This is a genomic window from Vibrio sp. T3Y01 (assembly GCF_013114525.1).
Lineage (GTDB): Bacteria > Pseudomonadota > Gammaproteobacteria > Enterobacterales > Vibrionaceae > Vibrio > Vibrio chagasii_B.
The window spans coordinates 25,738-44,854 of record NZ_VTXJ01000012.1; the positions used below are offsets into that span (position 1 = coordinate 25,738).

General features: G+C 43.2%; 11 protein-coding genes. 10 read left to right on the top strand and 1 reads right to left on the bottom strand.

Annotated features, from left to right (window positions below; genetic code table 11):
* Positions 1-37 precede the first annotated feature (37 nt).
* Positions 38-1,834, bottom strand: coding sequence for an ABC transporter ATP-binding protein (locus F0232_RS14300; protein ID WP_105057184.1), 1,797 nt, complete (start codon positions 1,832-1,834; stop codon positions 38-40).
* 89 nt (positions 1,835-1,923) lie between these two features.
* Between F0232_RS14300 and F0232_RS14305 the strand changes: the two genes are divergently transcribed.
* The 10 genes from F0232_RS14305 to rlmKL all read left to right on the top strand — a co-directional run bounded on the left by F0232_RS14305 (position 1,924) and on the right by rlmKL (position 19,110).
* Positions 1,924-2,397 carry a GAF domain-containing protein gene (locus F0232_RS14305; RefSeq protein WP_008224656.1) on the top strand — a complete coding sequence of 158 codons (474 nt, stop codon included), beginning with the start codon at positions 1,924-1,926 and terminating at the stop codon, positions 2,395-2,397.
* Positions 2,398-2,494: 97 nt separating this feature from the next.
* Positions 2,495-3,118, top strand: coding sequence for an RNA chaperone ProQ (gene proQ / locus F0232_RS14310; RefSeq protein ID WP_004742319.1), 624 nt, complete (start codon positions 2,495-2,497; stop codon positions 3,116-3,118).
* A 17-nt stretch (positions 3,119-3,135) separates the two neighbouring features.
* Positions 3,136-5,130, top strand: a complete 1,995-nt coding sequence (gene prc, locus F0232_RS14315; RefSeq protein ID WP_105057183.1) for a carboxy terminal-processing peptidase — start codon at positions 3,136-3,138, stop codon at positions 5,128-5,130.
* Positions 5,131-5,390: 260 nt separating this feature from the next.
* Positions 5,391-6,074 carry a hypothetical protein gene (locus F0232_RS14320; protein ID WP_061033448.1) on the top strand — a complete coding sequence of 228 codons (684 nt, stop codon included), beginning with the start codon at positions 5,391-5,393 and terminating at the stop codon, positions 6,072-6,074.
* A gap of 218 nt (positions 6,075-6,292) precedes the next feature.
* Complete coding sequence (pepN, locus tag F0232_RS14325; RefSeq protein ID WP_105057182.1) at positions 6,293-8,899, top strand: aminopeptidase N; 2,607 nt, start codon at positions 6,293-6,295, stop codon at positions 8,897-8,899.
* Between the two features lie 206 nt (positions 8,900-9,105).
* The gene (locus tag F0232_RS14330; protein ID WP_081090361.1) at positions 9,106-9,324 is read left to right on the top strand and encodes a DUF2835 domain-containing protein; all 219 of its coding nucleotides are present in this window, start codon (positions 9,106-9,108) and stop codon (positions 9,322-9,324) included.
* A gap of 228 nt (positions 9,325-9,552) precedes the next feature.
* Positions 9,553-14,394: an NAD-glutamate dehydrogenase gene (locus tag F0232_RS14335; RefSeq protein WP_105057181.1), complete on the top strand. Its 4,842-nt coding sequence runs from the start codon at positions 9,553-9,555 to the stop codon at positions 14,392-14,394.
* Between the two features lie 305 nt (positions 14,395-14,699).
* On the top strand, positions 14,700-15,710 hold the full coding sequence (gene pyrD, locus F0232_RS14340; RefSeq protein WP_105057180.1) for a quinone-dependent dihydroorotate dehydrogenase: 1,011 nt from the start codon (positions 14,700-14,702) through the stop codon (positions 15,708-15,710).
* Between the two features lie 220 nt (positions 15,711-15,930).
* A complete protein-coding gene (locus F0232_RS14345; protein ID WP_008221983.1) occupies positions 15,931-16,482 on the top strand; it encodes a cell division protein ZapC in 552 nt (183 codons plus the stop codon).
* Positions 16,483-16,989: 507 nt separating this feature from the next.
* Entirely contained in the window at positions 16,990-19,110 is a 2,121-nt protein-coding gene (gene rlmKL, locus F0232_RS14350) for a bifunctional 23S rRNA (guanine(2069)-N(7))-methyltransferase RlmK/23S rRNA (guanine(2445)-N(2))-methyltransferase RlmL (protein WP_061033443.1), read from the top strand.
* The last annotated feature ends 7 nt before the right edge of the window (positions 19,111-19,117 follow it).

The following is a 19,117-nucleotide window of genomic DNA, read 5'->3' on the forward strand; positions in this document are numbered from 1 at the left end:
TTTAGAAGTGTGGTGTACGTAAGTAGAACAATAAACATCAGGCGTGCGACTGCACACTGCCATAGAGTGTTTGATAAAGTCCTTGTTGTTCAACCAGTTCACCATGTGTTCCCGTCTGTGTGACTTGCCCATCTTCTAAAACATAGATTAAATCGGCTTGTTTCACCGCTGATAATCGATGAGCCACGATCAAAGTTGTGCGATCTTTCAAAAACTCGCTCAATGCTTTGTGTAAAGCGGACTCTGTTGCCGTATCTAGTGCTGATGTCGCTTCATCAAGAATAACAAACTTAGGATTACTCAGCACCATACGAGCAATCGCTAGACGTTGTCGCTGGCCACCTGAGAGGCGAACCCCGTTCCTACCAATTTGTGTATCTAAGCCGTTACTTAACTGCTTGATGACGTCTTGCATTTGAGAGACTTCAAGCGCGCGCCACAACGACATTTCATCGTAGTCAGCACCAAGGGTCAGATTATGCCTTAATGTATCGTTGAAGAGTATAGGTTGTTGTAAAACAACAGCAATTTGATTGCGTATAATATCAAAGCTGATGTCGTCGGTGGTTTCACCGTTATAACGTATACACCCAGAGTCAGCTTGATAAACCCCAATCAGTAACTGGATTAGTGTGGATTTACCACCCCCGCTTGCGCCCACCAAAGCCACCTTTTTACCAGCAGGTATGTGTAGCGAAAGGTTATTTAAAACAGTGTTTTCTAATGTGTAAGAGAATGTAACGTTTTCAATGTCGACTGTCACTTCCTTATCATCATGGAATGGATTTACCTTACTAACCGGGCGTCTCTCTTCTTCCAGTTGTAGGAGATCGTTAATACGCTGCAGTGCTGCCTTAGCGCTATACCACGAGAATTGAATGCCGAGTAGCTCTTGAACAGGTCCTAACATAAACCATAAGTAGCCGAATACCGCAAAGATTTGACCAATGGTTAAGTCACTGAACAGAACCATCAGCATCGCGACCGCTCGGAACAGCTCAAAGCCTAATAAGAAAAGTAGAAATGAAACGCGCCCGGCAGCTTCTGATTGCCATGCGTATTTGTCAGCATCGATTCTTACTTGATTCGCTTGAACTTTGAGTTCATCCAGGAAGATACGTTCTTTGTTAGCTGCACGCAGTTGATAGATGCCATCTAGTGTTTCTACTAATCGGTTTTGAAAACGTTCAAATGATTGGTTCTCGTGTTTCTTCAGGTGCTTAACTTTACTGCCTAGTTTACGTGAGAAGTAAATGACAACAGGATTGACCAGTAAAATGAACAGTCCTAAGCGCCACTCAAGCCACAACAAAACGATAGCGGTGCCGAACACAGTTAAAAAGCTGATAATGAATTTAGACAGTGTTGAACCAATAAACTTATCGATGGTCTCTATGTCTGTGATTAAGTGAGCATTAATGCCGCCACTGCCTTTTGTCTCGTATTGTTTGATGCTGATGCGACCGAGTTTGTCGATCATTTTGCTGCGCATCTTATAAGTGATGGTTTTAGAGACTAGAGTGAACTGACGTCCTTGAAGGATGTTAAGCCCTTGGCTGACGGTACGCATCAAAATGACAAGTAATAGGGTTAATGCAATATAGCCGGTAGGAGTTTGCATTGAGGTTGGCAACAGATGGTTCATCATCTCAAGCCCAGATGCTGGCTTGTCGAGAAGTACCTCATCTACCATCAGTGGCATAAGTAGTGGGATAGGGACGCTAATTAATGTCGCGAGTATGGCGATGATGTTGGCAAACACCAGTTTGGACTTGTGTTTTTTTACTTGAGTTATCAGCCAAGAACGGCTAATAGTGTCATCTGAATTGGTCATTTTAATGAGAATAAGTCCTATTTAGGTGGGTGGTCGCATTCTACTGTGTTCTCTTAATAATGGAAGTCTCAATTTAATTGGAAGTTAATATGAAAATAGAACATTACCATCGCTTAACCAAACAAGCTGTTGCATTAATCGAATCAGAAACCGATATGATCGCAAATTTGTCAAATATCAGTGCATTACTGTCGATGGAACTTGACGATCTGAACTGGGCAGGCTTTTACTTAATGAAAGGCGATGAATTGGTTCTTGGTCCATTTCAGGGTAAGCCTGCATGTGTACGTATTCCTGTCGGTCGTGGTGTATGCGGAACTGCGGTTTCGACAAACACCGTTCAACGTATATACGACGTGCATGAGTTCGAAGGTCACATTGCTTGTGACGCGGCAAGTAACTCAGAAATTGTGATTCCGTTTACGATTGATGGAAAAATAGCAGGCGTACTGGATATCGATAGTCCAAATGTTGGTCGATTTAGCGAAATTGACGAGGAAGGACTGACGTTTTTCATGGCTGAAGTGGAAAAGCTGCTTAATTCGCACGCGAACAAGGCATAAATTATTCTCTTACTGTGGTTTTTCCCAAGCATCTCTCTATAATACGTAAAAATATTTTCTTAATGCTCGCGGAAAACCGCAAAAACCAGGAACCCACATGGAAAACACTGAAAAGTTAAAAAACAGCAAAGAAGTTATCGCATATATTGCTGAATGTTTCCCTAAATGCTTTACTTTAGAAGGTGAAGCGAAGCCACTTAAAATTGGTATTTTTCAAGATCTTGCTGAACGTCTAAATGAAGACGAAAAAGTAAGTAAGACTCAGCTTCGTGCAGCGTTAAGACAGTACACATCATCATGGCGTTACCTGCACGGCGTAAAAGCTGGTGCAGAGCGTGTTGACCTAGACGGCAACGCGTGTGGCACACTAGAAGAAGAGCACGTTGAGCACGCTAAAGCTACACTTGCAGAAAGCAAAGCTAAAGTTCAGGCTCGTCGTAAAGAGCAAGCACAAAAAGCTCGCGAAGAAGGCAAAGCGAAACCTAAGGCGAAGAAAGCTCCACAGCCTCGTCGCCAAGCGCCTAAAGCACCAAAAGTAGAAAAGCCTGTAGAAACACGCGCTTTGAACGCTGACGAATTCATCGCTGGCAAAGAAGTAAATGTGAACATGGGTAAAGGAAACATGGCTGCGACCATTGTTGAAATCAATAAGGAAGATGTACGTGTTCAGTTAGCAAACGGCCTACAAATGGTTGTTAAAGCGGAGCACTTGCGCGCTTAAAGGAGATACTCCTACGCATGAAATGCCGTTCAAAATTGACACTGATTGCTGCTAGCTTTTTGCTAGCAGCTTCAGCTCAGGCTCTTGAAGCCAAATTAGATCAGGACGATTTACCTCTACTCGCTCCTGAGGTCCAACACGAAACTGCTAGTAAACGTGTTACTTCTCGATTTACTCGTTCCCACTATAAACACTTCAATCTCAACGACGATTTCTCTCAAGCTATCTTTAATCGTTACTTAGAGATGCTGGATTACAATCGTAATATCTTCACCCAAGCTGATATTGACTCTTTCTCTGCGGCATCGAAGCAAATCGATGACCAGTTAAAAGCAGGCAATAACCAGATTGCTTTCGATGTTTACAATTTGTCTATGCAGAAGCGTTTTGAACGTTTCCAGTATGCATTGTCTTTGCTCGATACTGAAATCAAGTTTGATACCGATGAAACTATCGAACTTAATCGTAGTGAAGCAGCGTGGCCGAAAGATATCGCTGAAGTGAATGAGCTTTGGAGAAAACGCGTTAAATACGATGCGTTGAATCTAAAACTAACTGGTAAAGAGTGGCCAGAGATTCAAGAAGTTTTGGAAAAGCGTTACAACAATGCGATGAAGCGTATTACGCAATCGCATAATGAAGATGCTTTCCAGATCTACATGAACGCATTTGCACGAGAGGTCGATCCTCACACTAGCTACCTTTCTCCAAGAAATGCAGAGCAATTCCAATCTGAGATGAATCTTTCTCTAGAAGGGATTGGTGCTGTGCTTCAAATGACAGACGACTACACCGTTATCCGTTCTTTAGTTGCTGGTGGCCCTGCGTCAAACAGTAAACAATTGAGCGATGGCGATCGTATTGTCGGCGTTGGTCAAGATGGAGAAGAGATTGTTGATGTTATTGGCTGGCGCTTAGACGATGTAGTACAACTTATTAAAGGCCCGAAAGGGACTAAAGTGAAGCTGCAGATCTTACCTGATGGTAAAGATGCAAAAAGTCACGTTGTCACAATTGTTCGTGATAAGATTCGTCTAGAAGACCGTGCTGTTAAATCAGAAGTTATCGAGAAAGATGGTAAGAAGATTGGTGTACTAGAAGTGCCAAGTTTCTACGTTGGCCTTTCTAAAGATACCGACAAACTGATCGCTGAGCTCAAAGAGCAAGGTGTCGAGGGTATCATTGTCGATCTTCGTAATAACGGTGGTGGTGCACTTACCGAAGCAACGGAACTCTCTGGTCTATTTATCAAAGAGGGACCTGTTGTCCAAGTTCGTGATAGCTATGGTCGTGTCAAAGTGAACAGTGACACCGATGGTAAGATCAGCTACCAAGGTCCGTTAACGGTATTGGTGAATCGTTACAGTGCATCAGCATCTGAGATCTTTGCCGCTGCAATGCAAGACTATGGTCGTGCGATAATCCTGGGTGAGAACTCTTTCGGTAAAGGAACGGTACAACAGCATCGTTCTTTGAATCATATCTATGATTTGTTCGATAAAGAGTTAGGCTATGTTCAATACACAATCCAAAAATTCTACCGTATCAATGGTGGTAGTACGCAAAACAAAGGGGTAGTTCCTGATATTGCATACCCAACGCCGATTGATCCAGCAGATACAGGTGAAAGTGTTGAAGATAATGCACTACCTTGGGATAGCATCGACAAAGCGAAGTACTCTGTGTTACAGCGTAACGATGAGGAAATCGCGGCGTTAACGGCTAAACACCAAGCTCGTATCGCGACAGACATGGAATTCGGCTTTATTGCGCAAGATATTGAAAAGTATAAGGCGGATAAAGACGACAACGAACTTTCTCTGAATGAAAAGGTTCGCCAGCAAGAGAGTGATGATGCGGAAGCACTTCGTTTAGAACGTATTAATCAACGTCAAAAAGTCGCTAAGTTAGAGCCTTTCAAAACGTTGGACGATGTTCCGAACGACTATGAAGCCCCTGACGCTTATCTTGATGAGTCGGTTGCAATCATGCTAGATATGATAAAGAAATAGGCTTACCGCCTGTTGAAATTAAAAAGCGAGCTTAGGCTCGCTTTTTTTGTATCTGTTCGGTCTGATGTATCTCTATCTATATGTTTCTTTTGGTTTTTATTGCTAGTTAGTAAGCGAATGCCCTGTGAGTTTTCTAGATTTCTGTTTGGTAAATAATGACATTTAAGTTACTTCGCATTTAAAATTTAGTGACTTGGATCATATTTTTTCGCTTTCTATTCATTACGTGCCTAAGCTTAAAGAAAAACGAGGGGGCGCTTATGAAATGGATTCTACTATTTTTATCTTGTTTAAGTTTTGCTGCTTTTGGGAGTGAAGTTACTCCTAACGGTCAGCAATCAAAAAGTGATAGTAACTTATCCCATTTTGACCTTCCTTTGTTGCTTGGTGACTGGTATTTAATGAATCCAGATCCGGAGCAAGGCACTGAAAACTTTAGAGCAATAAAGCTGACTCTCGATTCAAATTATTCGTTTACTATCGATATCCAGAAAAAAGACTATAGTGTCGACCATTGGGAAGGTTTATATAATGCCAATGAAGACACAATTATTCTGGGTCTGAACACGTCTGAGCCTCAAGTCTATTCTTACAGCAGCAATCACAACATGCTGAATCTTAATGGTGTGATGTTTACTAAAGCATTACCCAACGCACTGGCGGGTATTTGGTCTAGCGCTGAGCTATCGGGTAGCGATTTAAGAGCGAGTAACATCCAAAAAATGGATTTGGTTTTGCAGCCTGACTTTATCTTCATGTTCCGCGTGTCTGATGAAGAAGGTGGCGAAGTTATTCGTCGCGGGGTGTATTACACCGAAGGCGACCAACTAGTGTTACTTTATGAAAACGGTGAACACGGCACTCGATATACACTGAACAGCGATGTGTTAACGCTACAAGGTGAAGAGGGAGATATGTTTGCGGTGCTGAATCGCATCCGATAATCGTGAGTTTTAGCAGTAAAGTGGTACTCGTTGATAATATTGTGCACAGTTCATTTCTTAGTCGTTCCTGTCTGATTTGATTGATAAAATAGCAAAATATGGAGGCATTTTCCTACAATGCCTCCTTTTTTTAATATTCCCCTTGTTTTATTGGCGATCAACCTTTAGATATATACAGTTAAAAAATTATTACGTATAACGATCAAAAGGAACTCGTCATGGCACATACACCTCAAGCCAAGTATCGTAAAGATTATCAATCACCATCTCACACTATTTCTGAAATCGATCTTACTTTCGATTTATACGATTCAGCATCCATCATTACTGCGGTGTCTAGTGTTAAGCAAGAAAAAGACAGCTCAACATTAGTACTGGATGGTGAAGGCTTGAAGTTGGTTTCTGTGTTGGTTGAAGGCAATGAGTGGACGCAATACGAGCAGTCTGAAACTCAACTAACGTTAACTGATCTTCCGAAGGAATTTACGTTAACCATCGTTACTGAAGTGAACCCAGAAGGTAACAGTGCACTAGAAGGTTTATACAAGTCAGGTGGCGCTTTCTGTACTCAGTGTGAAGCCGAAGGTTTCCGTCGTATTACTTACTACATGGACCGTCCAGATGTGTTGGCGAAATTCACAACAACAGTTATCGCCGACAAAGCAGAGAACCCGTTCTTATTAAGTAACGGTAACCGTGTTGATGAAGGCGAGGCAGAAAATGGTCGTCATTGGGTGAAATGGCAAGACCCGCATCCCAAACCAGCGTACTTGTTTGCACTCGTAGCCGGTGACTTCGATGTACTTCGTGACGCATACACCACGCAATCGGGTCGTAAAGTTGACCTAGAAATCTTTGTTGATAAAGGCAACCTAGACCGTGCAAACCATGCAATGGTGTCTTTGATTAACTCAATGAAGTGGGATGAAGAGCGTTTCAACTTAGAGTACGACCTAGATATCTACATGATCGTCGCGGTAGATTTCTTCAACATGGGTGCGATGGAAAACAAAGGCTTGAACGTATTTAACTCTAAGTTTGTTTTGGCGAACGACCAAACCGCAACGGATACCGATTACTTAGGTATTGAAGCGGTAATTGGCCATGAATACTTCCATAACTGGACAGGTAACCGAGTGACTTGTCGTGATTGGTTCCAGCTGAGTTTGAAAGAAGGTCTAACGGTATTCCGCGACCAAGAGTTCTCATCGGATCTTGGCTCTCGCGCAGTAAACCGTATCAACAATGTGCGTATCATTCGCGGTCCACAATTTGCCGAAGATGCAAGCCCAATGTCTCACCCAATTCGTCCTGAAAAAGTGATAGAAATGAATAACTTCTATACATTGACCGTGTACGAAAAGGGCAGTGAAGTGATCCGTATGATCCACACATTGTTGGGTGAAGACGGTTTCCAAAAAGGCATGAAACTGTACTTCGAACGTCACGATGGCACGGCAGCAACGTGTGAAGATTTTGTTGCCGCAATGGAAGATGCATCGGGTGTTGATCTGTCTCAGTTCCGTTTATGGTACAGCCAGTCTGGTACGCCGACGCTATCTGTTGAAAGCCATTACGACGCAGAGAAGAAACAGTACACATTAACAACTCGTCAAGTAACGGCGCCAACTCACGAGCAAGCTGAAAAGCAGGCTTTGCATATCCCTCTAGATATCGAGTTGTACACTGCGTCGGGTGATGTTGTTGAGTTACAATGTAACGGTGAGCCAGTTCATAACGTGTTAGACGTGAAAGAAGCGGAACAAACTTTCGTGTTTGAAAACGTTGCGGAACAACCGATCCCATCATTACTTCGTGAATTTTCTGCGCCAGTGAAATTGGAATACGACTATTCAGATGATGAGCTGATCTTCTTGATGGTGAATGCTCGCAATGAGTTCTCTCGTTGGGATGCGGGTCAAATGCTATTAGCGAAGTACATCCGCAGTAACGTGGAGAAGGTTCAACAGGGTCAAGCGTTTGAGCTTTCTGATTCTGTTGTTGACGCATTCCGTGGCGTACTGCTGAGCGATTCACTAGAGCCTGCGTTTATTGCAGAAATGCTTTCACTGCCAAGCCACAATGAAGTATCGGGTTGGTACGAGCGTGTTGATATTGATGCGATCGCATCGATCCTTAACTCGATGAAAGTAACACTAGCTGCAGAACTTGAAGACGAGTTAGCGGCTGTTTATCACAGCCACGCTCTAACAGAATACACGATCGATCACGATTCGATTGGTAAGCGTACTCTACGTAAAGTTTGCCTAAGTTACTTAGCTCACACTGAGCAGGGTAATGACTTGGTTGTTGCGATGTACCAACAAGCGAATAACATGACAGATACGATGGCAGCAATGGGTGCGGCAAACAGTGCACAACTAGCATGTCGTGAAACCTTGATGGCGGATTACAGTGACAAGTGGAAACACGATGGTCTTGTTATGGATAAGTGGTTTGCATTGCAAGGTACAAACCCAAGTTCAAATGCCCTTGAAGTGATCAAAGAGTCTATGTCACATCAAGCGTTCAGCTTAAAGAACCCAAACCGTACTCGTAACTTGGTCGGTTCGTTCTTAAACATGAACCCAGTTCAGTTCCATGACAAATCAGGTCAGGGCTACGCATTTGCTGGCGAGATCTTACGTGAGCTAAACAGCAGTAACCCGCAAGTGGCTTCACGTCTGATTGATCCACTGCTTAAATTCCGTAAGTATGATGATGATCGCCAAGCTCTTATCAAGCAAGAACTTGAGACATTGAAGAACATGGATAACTTAGCAAAAGACTTATTTGAGAAAGTAACGAAAGCACTAGAAGCTTAAGTTAAGCGTTCTCAAGGCTAACGGTTTACTTATAAACTGTTTACTTACAAAGAAAAGTCATCAGTGGTAGAGAATATCTGCCACTGATTTTTTGTTTCTGGCTCATCGAATTTTCGATAAGCTAGAACAGTTTCAAGCTCAGTCTCACTGTCAGACATCGTTAAGTGCCAAAAAACACCGGCACTGTATATTTATACAGGTATCGTATGAATCACTATATTTTCCAACTTAACATCTCATATCAGCAGTTTTTGGCCAGTTATTCTGGTGCGGCAAGTAAAGTACAAGTAATGACAACAACAGGATTGCGTATTCAGTTACCTGCAACTCGGTTCAGACCTTTTCTTACACAAATAGGGGTTAGAGGGCAATTTAGGCTGACAACTGACCAAAAAAATAAGTTTATTAAGTTAGAAGCTCTGTAAAGCTTGGCATGCCTAGTGAGTTAAAAGGAATCTTAATCACATAATCAAACATTTCACCTCTTACCACCTCCAAAACAATTAACCATTTTTCAATAATGCTTTTACAATAAATGAATGCATTACCTTTGCTTAACTCGTTAGTAGAAAAGTGTTCAAAAGCGCGATTCAAACGCCAGATTAAGTGATACCCCTAATAATAAAATATAATTCTAATTGTGGAGTGTGACTATGACCGCACGTGAAACTGTGGTTCCAGTTTTACTTGAAAAAGTTTACAAGCTGATTCAAGACAAACTTGACCTTGCTCATCGACCTCTCGTAACTCAACTTGCTCAACACTTGTTTAGTAACGTTTCTCATGACGACCTGACTCAGAGAAATGAATCCGATTTATATGGTGCTGTAGTTAGTTTATGGCACCACATCAACGAAAAGAAAGCTGACGAAATCTCAGTACGCGTTTTCAACCCGACGGTAAGTCGTCAAGGTTGGCAGTCCACTCACACTATCGTTGAGATAGTGGTACCGGACAGTCCTTTCCTTGTTGATTCTGTAAAAATGGCACTGACTCGCCTAGACCTTTCTTCTCACCTTATGCTGCATAACCCAACGCAAATCTCTCGCTCTGATTCGGGAAGTGTAGTGGGTGTGAGCAGTGGTGAAGGTGTTTTCCAATCTTTGTTCCACATCGAGGTTGACCGTCTAAGTAGCAAAGCAGAAATGACGGCACTTAAGACAGAGCTTCTAGACATTTTCACTGACACTAGCCTAGTGGTTAACGACTGGTTAACGATGGTTGAAAAGCTGAAAGAAGTCACTGACCAAGTTGAACAGCAAAAAGAAAGCATTCCAGTAGATGGTCAACGTTTTGATGAGACGTTGGCGTTTCTTCGTTGGTTAGGTGAACACAACTTTACCTTTATGGGTTATAAGGAATATGACCTAGTTTCAGTTAACGGCGATACTGAGCTGCAACCGACCAAGGAGCAAGGTCTTGGTTTGTTTGCGAATTCAGATCGTGTACGTAACGTTAAGTTGTCTGAGTTTTCTGACTCGGCGCGTTTAGAAGCAAAAAAACCGTATGTACTTATCGTAACAAAGGGCAACACGGCTTCACGCATTCACCGCCCAGCTTACAATGACTACATCGGCATTAAGAAATTCGATAAGAACGGCAAGGTAATTGGTGAGCACCGTTTCACTGGTCTTTACACTTCTGCTGTTTATAACCAAACCGTTGAAACGATTCCTCTAGTTCGTGAGAAAGTAGAGCGTATCTTAAACGCGAGTGGTTATCGTGAGGGTTCATACTCTTACAAAGCTCTGCACAACATTCTTGAAAACTACCCACGTGATGAACTGCTTCAAGCTCGAGAAGAAGAACTGCTTGAAGTGGGTACGGGTGTCGTACAGATGCAAGATCGTGATCTTCTGCGTCTGTTCGTTCGCAAAGACCCGTTTGGCCGTTTCTTTAGCTGTATGGTTTACGTAACAAAAGATCGTTACAACACTGAACTTCGTCGCCAAACACAGCGCATCTTGAAGCAGTACTTTGGGTGTGAAGAAGAAGTAGAATTTACAACGTACTTCTCTGAGAGCCCTCTGGCAAGAACGCACTATATTGTTCGTGTTGATAACAACAACATGGATGTGGACGTGAAAACAATTGAGCAAAATTTAATGGAAGTATCGTCTACGTGGGATGACCGTCTATCTGAATCAATCATTGCAAACTTTGGTGAGAGTAAAGGGCTTCCATTGTCGAAAGAGTACATGCGTGCATTCCCACGTTCGTACAAAGAAGACATGATGCCAGGTTCTGCCGTTGCAGACATCGAACGTTTAGAAGCACTGAGTGAAGACAACAAACTTGGTATGCTTTTCTACCGTCCACAAGAAGAAGCTGCAGACTCGAAAGCAGTGCGCTTAAAACTGTTCTACCACAGTGCAGAGCCAATTCACCTTTCTGATGTGATGCCAATGCTTGAAAACTTTGGCCTACGCGTAATCGGTGAGTCGCCATACGAAGTGCGTAAGACCAATGGTGTGACATATTGGATCCTTGATTTCTCTATGCTGCACAAGAGCGATAAGACTATTGATCTTCGTGAAGCGCGCGATCTTTTCCAACAAGCCTTTGCTGCAATTTGGGCGGGTGAGTTAGACAGCGATGGTTTCAACCGCTTAGTACTTGGCGCTGGTCTTTCTGGCCGTGAAATCTCAATCTTACGTGCTTATGCTCGTTACATGCGTCAAGTAGGTTTCCCATTCAGCCAACAATACATCGAAGACACATTGTCTCATTACCCAGAGTTAGCAAAAGGGCTAGTGAGCTTATTCGGTAAGCGTTTTGACCCGAAATTGAAGGGCAGCGTGAAAGGCCAACAAGATCTTATTAAGAAGATCACTGAACAGTTGGATCATGTAGAGAGCTTGGATGATGATCGTATCATTCGTCGCTACATGGAAATGATCACTGCAACGCTTCGTACTAACTACTACCAAGTGGATGAGAACAAGCAAGCTAAGCCTTGGTTGGCTCTGAAAATGAGACCAAGCGAGATTCCAGATATTCCGGCACCAGTGCCTGCGTTTGAGATCTTCGTCTACGCACCGGACATTGAAGGTGTTCACCTACGTGGCGGTAAAGTGGCTCGTGGTGGTCTTCGTTGGTCAGATCGTCAAGAAGATTTCCGTACTGAGATTCTGGGCCTAGTTAAAGCACAACAAGTTAAGAACACGGTAATTGTACCTGTTGGTGCAAAAGGTGGTTTCGTTTGTAAACGTCAGCACACTATGTCTGGCCGTGATGAAATCTTTGCTGAAGGTCAACGCTGTTACAAGCGCTTCATCCGTGCACTACTAGACGTTTCAGACAACATCATTGAAGGTGAGGTTATCCCACCTAAGAGCGTGGTTCGTCATGATGAAGATGACCCGTACTTGGTTGTTGCAGCTGATAAAGGTACAGCAACATTCTCTGACTTAGCGAACTCAGTATCTGAAGAGTACAACTTCTGGTTAGGTGATGCGTTCGCTTCGGGTGGCTCTAACGGTTACGACCACAAAGCGATGGGTATCACAGCAAAAGGTGGTTGGGAATCGGTTAAGCGTCACTTCCGTGAAATGGGCATTAACTGTCAGACAACAGACTTCACTGCTATCGGTGTTGGTGATATGGCGGGTGACGTATTTGGTAACGGTATGCTGCTATCTAAGCACATCCGTCTACAAGCGGCATTTAACCACATGCACATCTTCATTGATCCGAATCCAGATTCAGCATCAAGCTGGGTAGAGCGTGATCGTTTGTTCAATCTACCTCGCTCAAGCTGGGAAGATTACAACAAAGAACTGATTTCTCAGGGTGGTGGCATCTTCTCTCGTCGAGCGAAGTCTATCTCTCTAACACCTGAAATTCAGAAAATGCTGGGTACCAAGAAAGCATCAATGGCGCCAAATGATCTGATCAAAGCGATCTTGTCTATGGAAGTTGATCTACTTTGGAATGGTGGCATCGGTACTTACGTTAAGTCTTCTAGTGAAACTCACACTGATGTTGGCGACCGTGCTAATGACGTGTTGCGTATCAATGGCGGCGATTTGAAAGCAAAAGTTGTTGGTGAAGGCGGTAACTTGGGTATGACTCAATTGGGTCGTATTGAATATGCGCTTACCGGCGGCCGAGTGAACACAGACTTCGTTGATAACGTGGGTGGTGTTGACTGTTCAGATAACGAAGTGAACATTAAGATCTTCTTGAACGGTTTGGTGTCTAATGGTGATCTGACTGTTAAGCAACGTAACCAAGTGCTTGAGTCAATGGAAGATGAAGTTGGTGAAATCGTTCTTGATGACGCGTACTGCCAAGCTGAGTCTATTTCGGTAACTGAACATCAAGGCGTGAGTTTAGTTAAAGAGCAAATCCGCTTCATTCATACTATGGAGAAAGCAGGGTATCTGGATCGTGGTTTGGAATACATCCCAGATGATGAAACTCTGCTAGAGCGTGAGAAGCAAGGTCAAGGCCTGACGCGACCTGAGCTATCAGTATTGATTGCTTACGGTAAGATGGTTCTAAAAGAAGATCTTGTGAGTGATGATATTGCGAATGATGAGTTCCATGCGCAACAATTGATGCAATACTTCCCAACAGAGTTACGCCGTAACTATTCTCAACACATGGATAACCATCCACTGCGTGCAGAGATCATTGCGACGGCTCTTGCTAACCAAATGGTTAACGAAATGGGCTGTAACTTCATCACTCGTCTACAAGAAGAGACGGGCGCAAACATTGTCGATATTGCGAATGCTTACGCGGCATCACGTGAAATCTACGGTTTGGGTCAAGTGCTTAAGAGCATCCGTGAACTGGACAATATCTCTAGCTCAGAAGCTCAATATGAGTTGCTGTACCATGTACGTCGAACACTACGCCGTTTAACACGCTGGTTACTAAGAAACCGTACTGGCAAACAATCAGTGAAAGCACTGGTTGAACTTTACCAAGGCGATGTAGTAGCTATTACTGAGAAACTGGATGAAAATCTGGTTGCTTCAGAAGTAGAAGAGCATCAAGCAATGGCGCAAGTATGGATTGACCAAGGCGTTACAGCAGAATTGGCAAATTCAGTAGCTCGTCTGTCTAGCTTGTATTCAGCACTGGATATATCTACAGTGGCTCGTGAAACGGGTAAAACAGTACAACAAGCGTCTAAACTTTACTTCAATCTGGGCGACCGTTTGTCTCTGCACTGGTTCTTGAAGCAGATCAATGGCCAAGCCGTCGACAACAACTGGCAAGCATTGGCACGCGCTGCATTCAGAGAAGATCTGGATTGGCAACAACGTCAATTAACAGGTCAAGTACTTAACTGCGGTTGTGGTTCGGATCTTGATGTGATCAAAGCGCTCGACGATTGGATGGAAAGCAATTCTGTTTCTCTACATCGTTGGGAAAGTATCCTGAACGAATTCAAAGTAGGTTCTGTTCACGAGTTTGCTAAGTTCTCAGTTGCGTTGCGCGAATTGATGCTACTGAATCTAAACTGCATGTCGAAAGACTAACGATTAGACTCAAGTAAAACGATTTAAGGGCAGGCCATTTGGTCTGCCTTTTTCGTTTCGGGTTATGATTGCTTACCCTGGAAAGTGAGTAGCCGTAAATTCGTAATGTCTCAAACCGATTCACTGGATAGTGAATTAAAGAGTGCTAACTGCCTAGATAACGGTAACGTTTGCTTAATAAAGAAGCTCATTCGTTAGCAAACTCGATTATCTTACCCTTACAGACAGTAATAGATTGAATAGTTGGGTAAATAAGTAAATAATATCGCCCCGTTTACACGGGGCTTTTTTCTATCGGAGGCACAATGCTTTACCGTCTAGCCAGAACTGGCTTTTTCCAACTTGATGCCGAAAAGGCACATGATCTTGCAATTCAAAATTTCAAACGCTTTACCGGCACTCCCATTGATCTTTTGTATCGCCAACAATTACCTCATCGACCTGTAGAATGCATGGGTCTTACTTTTAAAAACCCAGTTGGCCTTGCGGCTGGCCTAGATAAAAACGGCGAGTGTATTGATGCATTTGGCGCGATGGGTTTTGGCTTTGTAGAAGTAGGGACTGTGACGCCACGTCCGCAAGCGGGTAACGATAAACCTCGTTTATTCCGCCTTGTTGAAGCTGAAGGTATCATCAACCGAATGGGTTTCAATAACCTAGGTGTAGATAACTTGATTGAGAATGTTAAGAAGTCAAACTACGACGGCATCTTAGGTATCAACATCGGTAAAAACAAAGACACGCCAATTGAAAAGGGCGCAGAAGACTACTTGATCTGTATGGAGAAGGTATATCAATACGCGGGTTACATTGCGGTAAATATCTCTTCACCAAACACACCAGGGCTACGTTCTCTACAATACGGCGAAGCACTTGATGATTTGCTGTCTGAGCTGAAAGCAAAACAAGCTGAACTAGAAGAGAAGCATGGTAAGTATGTTCCTCTAGCTCTTAAGATTGCACCGGATCTAAGTGACGACGAAATCAGCCAAATTTGCGAATCATTGATCAAAAATAAGATCGATGGTGTGATCGCAACAAACACGACATTGGATCGTTCAATTGTCGAAGGCATGAAACACTGTGACGAAGCCGGTGGCCTAAGTGGACGTCCAGTTCAGTCTCGTAGTACTGAAGTAGTTCGTAAACTTCACCAAGAGCTAGGTGACCAACTGCCGATCATCGGGGTAGGTGGCGTTGACTCTTATGTTGCTGCAAAAGAGAAAATGATGGCAGGCGCTAAGCTTGTTCAGGTTTACTCTGGCTTTATCTACAAAGGTCCACGCCTTGTAGCTGACATTGTCAAAAACCTGTAGTTTGTAAACTAGGTCGTTATAGAACATCAATATCAGAAGTACCTATAAACTGACATCGTCTTACTAAAAGAGACACTGTAACTCCCTGAGTTGTAGAGAAAAGCGATAAGAAAGAGGAATTCATTTCCTCTTTTTTTTTGCCTATTGCTCAGTAAAATTACTGCAATTGAAGGTAATTTTGCGTTTTACCTAATGGAATGGTTCAACAGTGTGAGACGAAATGATGCTTAAACCTAGCGATACATGGAGTTGGTATTACGATGAGCAGCAATGTTCATTAATGCTAAACCTCGGAGAGGATATGATTTTCAAAACGAATCTGGTCCGCAATAAGCTGGTGGACTGCGCGTTTCGAGATAATGAATTCACCGTTGATGACGCATCCTCATACCAAACCTTCAAAGAACAAATTTCTGGCTTAGAGCTATCTGAGCCTCGCCAAGCAGAACTAGCGCTTTACTGCGTGGCTGCGAAGCGTTTCCACAAGCCTGTACAACCAAAGAGTTGGTTCTTTGCACCTCAAGGTGCAGGCCATGAGTATCCTCAGGAAGGGGATATTGTACAAATGAATAACGAGCATAGCCTTGGTTACTTCATTGTATTAGAAGTGGGCGAGTGTGCGAGCTTGTGCGCGTTTGTAGACCTAGAAGAGTTCCTACTGACTCCTTCAAAAGGATTGCGCTTTGGCGACTCAATCAAGGTGATGCACGATAGAATGCTTGATGCTAACGCAATTCTGCATCAATCTCATCATATTGCGATGGTAGGCTAACCCAAGTTTAATACATCATTTCGCCATACGTCGCACAGAACAACCTCACTAAACCTTCCAAATAATCGGCTTAATAGCCGATTTTTTTGTGCCTAAAAAACCTCATCCTGATAAATGCATCACTCGCTAACCATCAAAATAGTGAAGTTAAGACAATTTTTTTTACGTTAATTTCACCTCATTTAATTCCTCAAAAGTGTAATTTAGTCTTCTTTATTCCCTGTTTTCGCTCTTTTGTAGCTAAATTTCACCCATTATTTCCTCTTGGTATATACCAATTTTAGGGTGAATATTAATTCACAATGTTGATTCGGTCGAGAATTGGATGTAAAAAAATTGGGTTTGTTAGGTCTTATGCTGTAAGGGGGGCTGGGTAAGCGATCGCTTCAGTACTGTGTGTTTGCTAGCCAGTTAGTCGAAAGATTCAATGAAAAGACGAGTTTAGAGTGATGCTCTGGTAACAAAATCAGGTATAATCGAGCTCATTTTTATCAATAAAAGAACACTATGAATCAATATCTAGCGGTTACCTCAAACGGCCTTGAGAATTTATTAGTTGAAGAACTAACCCAACTAGGGATTACAAACGCAAAACCTGTTCAAGCAGGTGTTAAATTCAAAGCGACCAATGAGCAAATTTATCGTTGTTGTTTGTGGAGTCGTTTGGCTTCTCGATTTGTACGTGTCCTTTCTGAATTCACTTGTCAGGACGACATGGATTTGTACCTATCGACCACTGCGGTTAACTGGGTGAATCAATTCCATAGCTCTAAGCGTTTTGTGGTTGACTTCAACGGTACTAACCGTGAAATCCGCAACAGCCAATACGGCGCGATGAAAGTGAAAGACGCTATCGTTGATTGCTTCGAGAAGAAGTCATTGCCTCGTCCTTCTATTAGTAAAGAAAACCCAGATGTTCGTATTCACGTTCGTCTACACCGTGACAAAGCGATTCTTGGTTTGGATATGGTCGGCAGCGGCCTTCACCAACGCGGCTACCGTCCTGAATCAGGTCGTGCACCATTACGCGAAACACTGGCTGCAGCGATTCTTCTTCGTAGTGGTTGGGATGCAACCAAACCTTTCTTAGATCCTATGTGTGGTTCAGGTACGCTTGTTATTGAAGCGGCAATGATGGCTGCGAACATGGCTCCGGGTGTTAAGCGTCAGAAATGGTGTTTCGAAGCTCTGGAAGATTTTGAACCAGAGCTATGGGCTGAAGTTAAATCAGAAGCGAATGTTCAAGGTCGCCGTGGTGTTAAGAAAGTCGAGTGTAAGTTCTACGGTTACGATAACGATGAGCGAATGATCAAGACTGCACGTGACAATGCGCGTCGTGCCGGTGTTGAAGACTTAATTCAATTTGAAGTAGGTGATGCTGCGCTAGTTAAGCGTCCTGCTGATTTCGATAACGGCGTGGTTGTATCAAACCCACCTTATGGTGAGCGTCTAGGCACAGAGCCTGGCTTGATTGCACTATACACGGCATTTGGCGCACAGCTTAAAGCTGAGTTTGGTGGTTGTCACGCATCTATCTTCTCTAGTTCAGACGAGTTACTAAGCTGCTTACGTATGCGTGCTGATAAACAGTTCAAACTGAACAATGGTGCGTTACCGTGTCACCAAAAGAACTACTCAATTTCAGATCGTCCGATGTCAGAGCGTCCTGCAGAGCAACAAGAACAGCAGATTGCGCCTGATTTCGCGAACCGTCTCAAGAAGAACATCGGCAAAATTGGCAAGTGGGCTAAGAAAGAGCAACTAGATTGTTACCGTATCTACGATGCAGACTTACCAGAATACAATGTAGCGATTGACGTATACCCAGGTCACCTTGTGATTCAAGAATACGCTGCACCTAAAGATGTACCGGAAGAGAAAGCAAAACGTCGTCTAACCGATATCATCCGTGCTTCTATTCAAGTGACCGGCGTTGAAGCCAACAACGTTGTGCTGAAAGTTCGTCAGAAGCAAAAAGGGCGCTCTCAATACCAGAAGCTTTCTCAAGATTCATCGAACCTAGAAGTAAATGAGTATGGCGTTAAGCTGATTGTTAACCTTCACGACTACCTAGATACAGGTTTATTCCTTGATCATAAGATTACTCGTCGTCGTATCGGTGAAATGGCAGCAGGCAAAGATTTCCTTAACCTGTTTGCTTATACAGGTAGTGCATCTGTACACGCTGCTGTGGGCGGCGCACGCTCTACAACCACCGTTGACATGTCGAATACCTACCTAGAGTGGGCGAAAGAGAACATGGAGCTTAACGGACGTGTCGGTCGTCAACATCAATTTGTTCAAGCTGACTGTCTACAATGGCTGGCTAAAGAGCAGGGTTCGTATGATCTGATCTTTATTGATCCACCAACGTTCTCTAACTCGAAGCGTATGGATCAATCTTTCGATGTTCAACGTGATCATATCCAATTGATGGAGAACCTAAAACGCCTGCTTCGTGAGGAAGGTACGATTGTGTTCTCTAACAACAAGCGTCACTTCAAAATGGACTTGGAAGCTCTAGACGAACTAGGTCTTAAGGCTCAGAACATCTCAGCGAAGACACTTCCACTAGATTTCTCTCGCAATAAGCATATTCATAACTGCTGGTTGATTACTCATAAGTAGTTAAGAG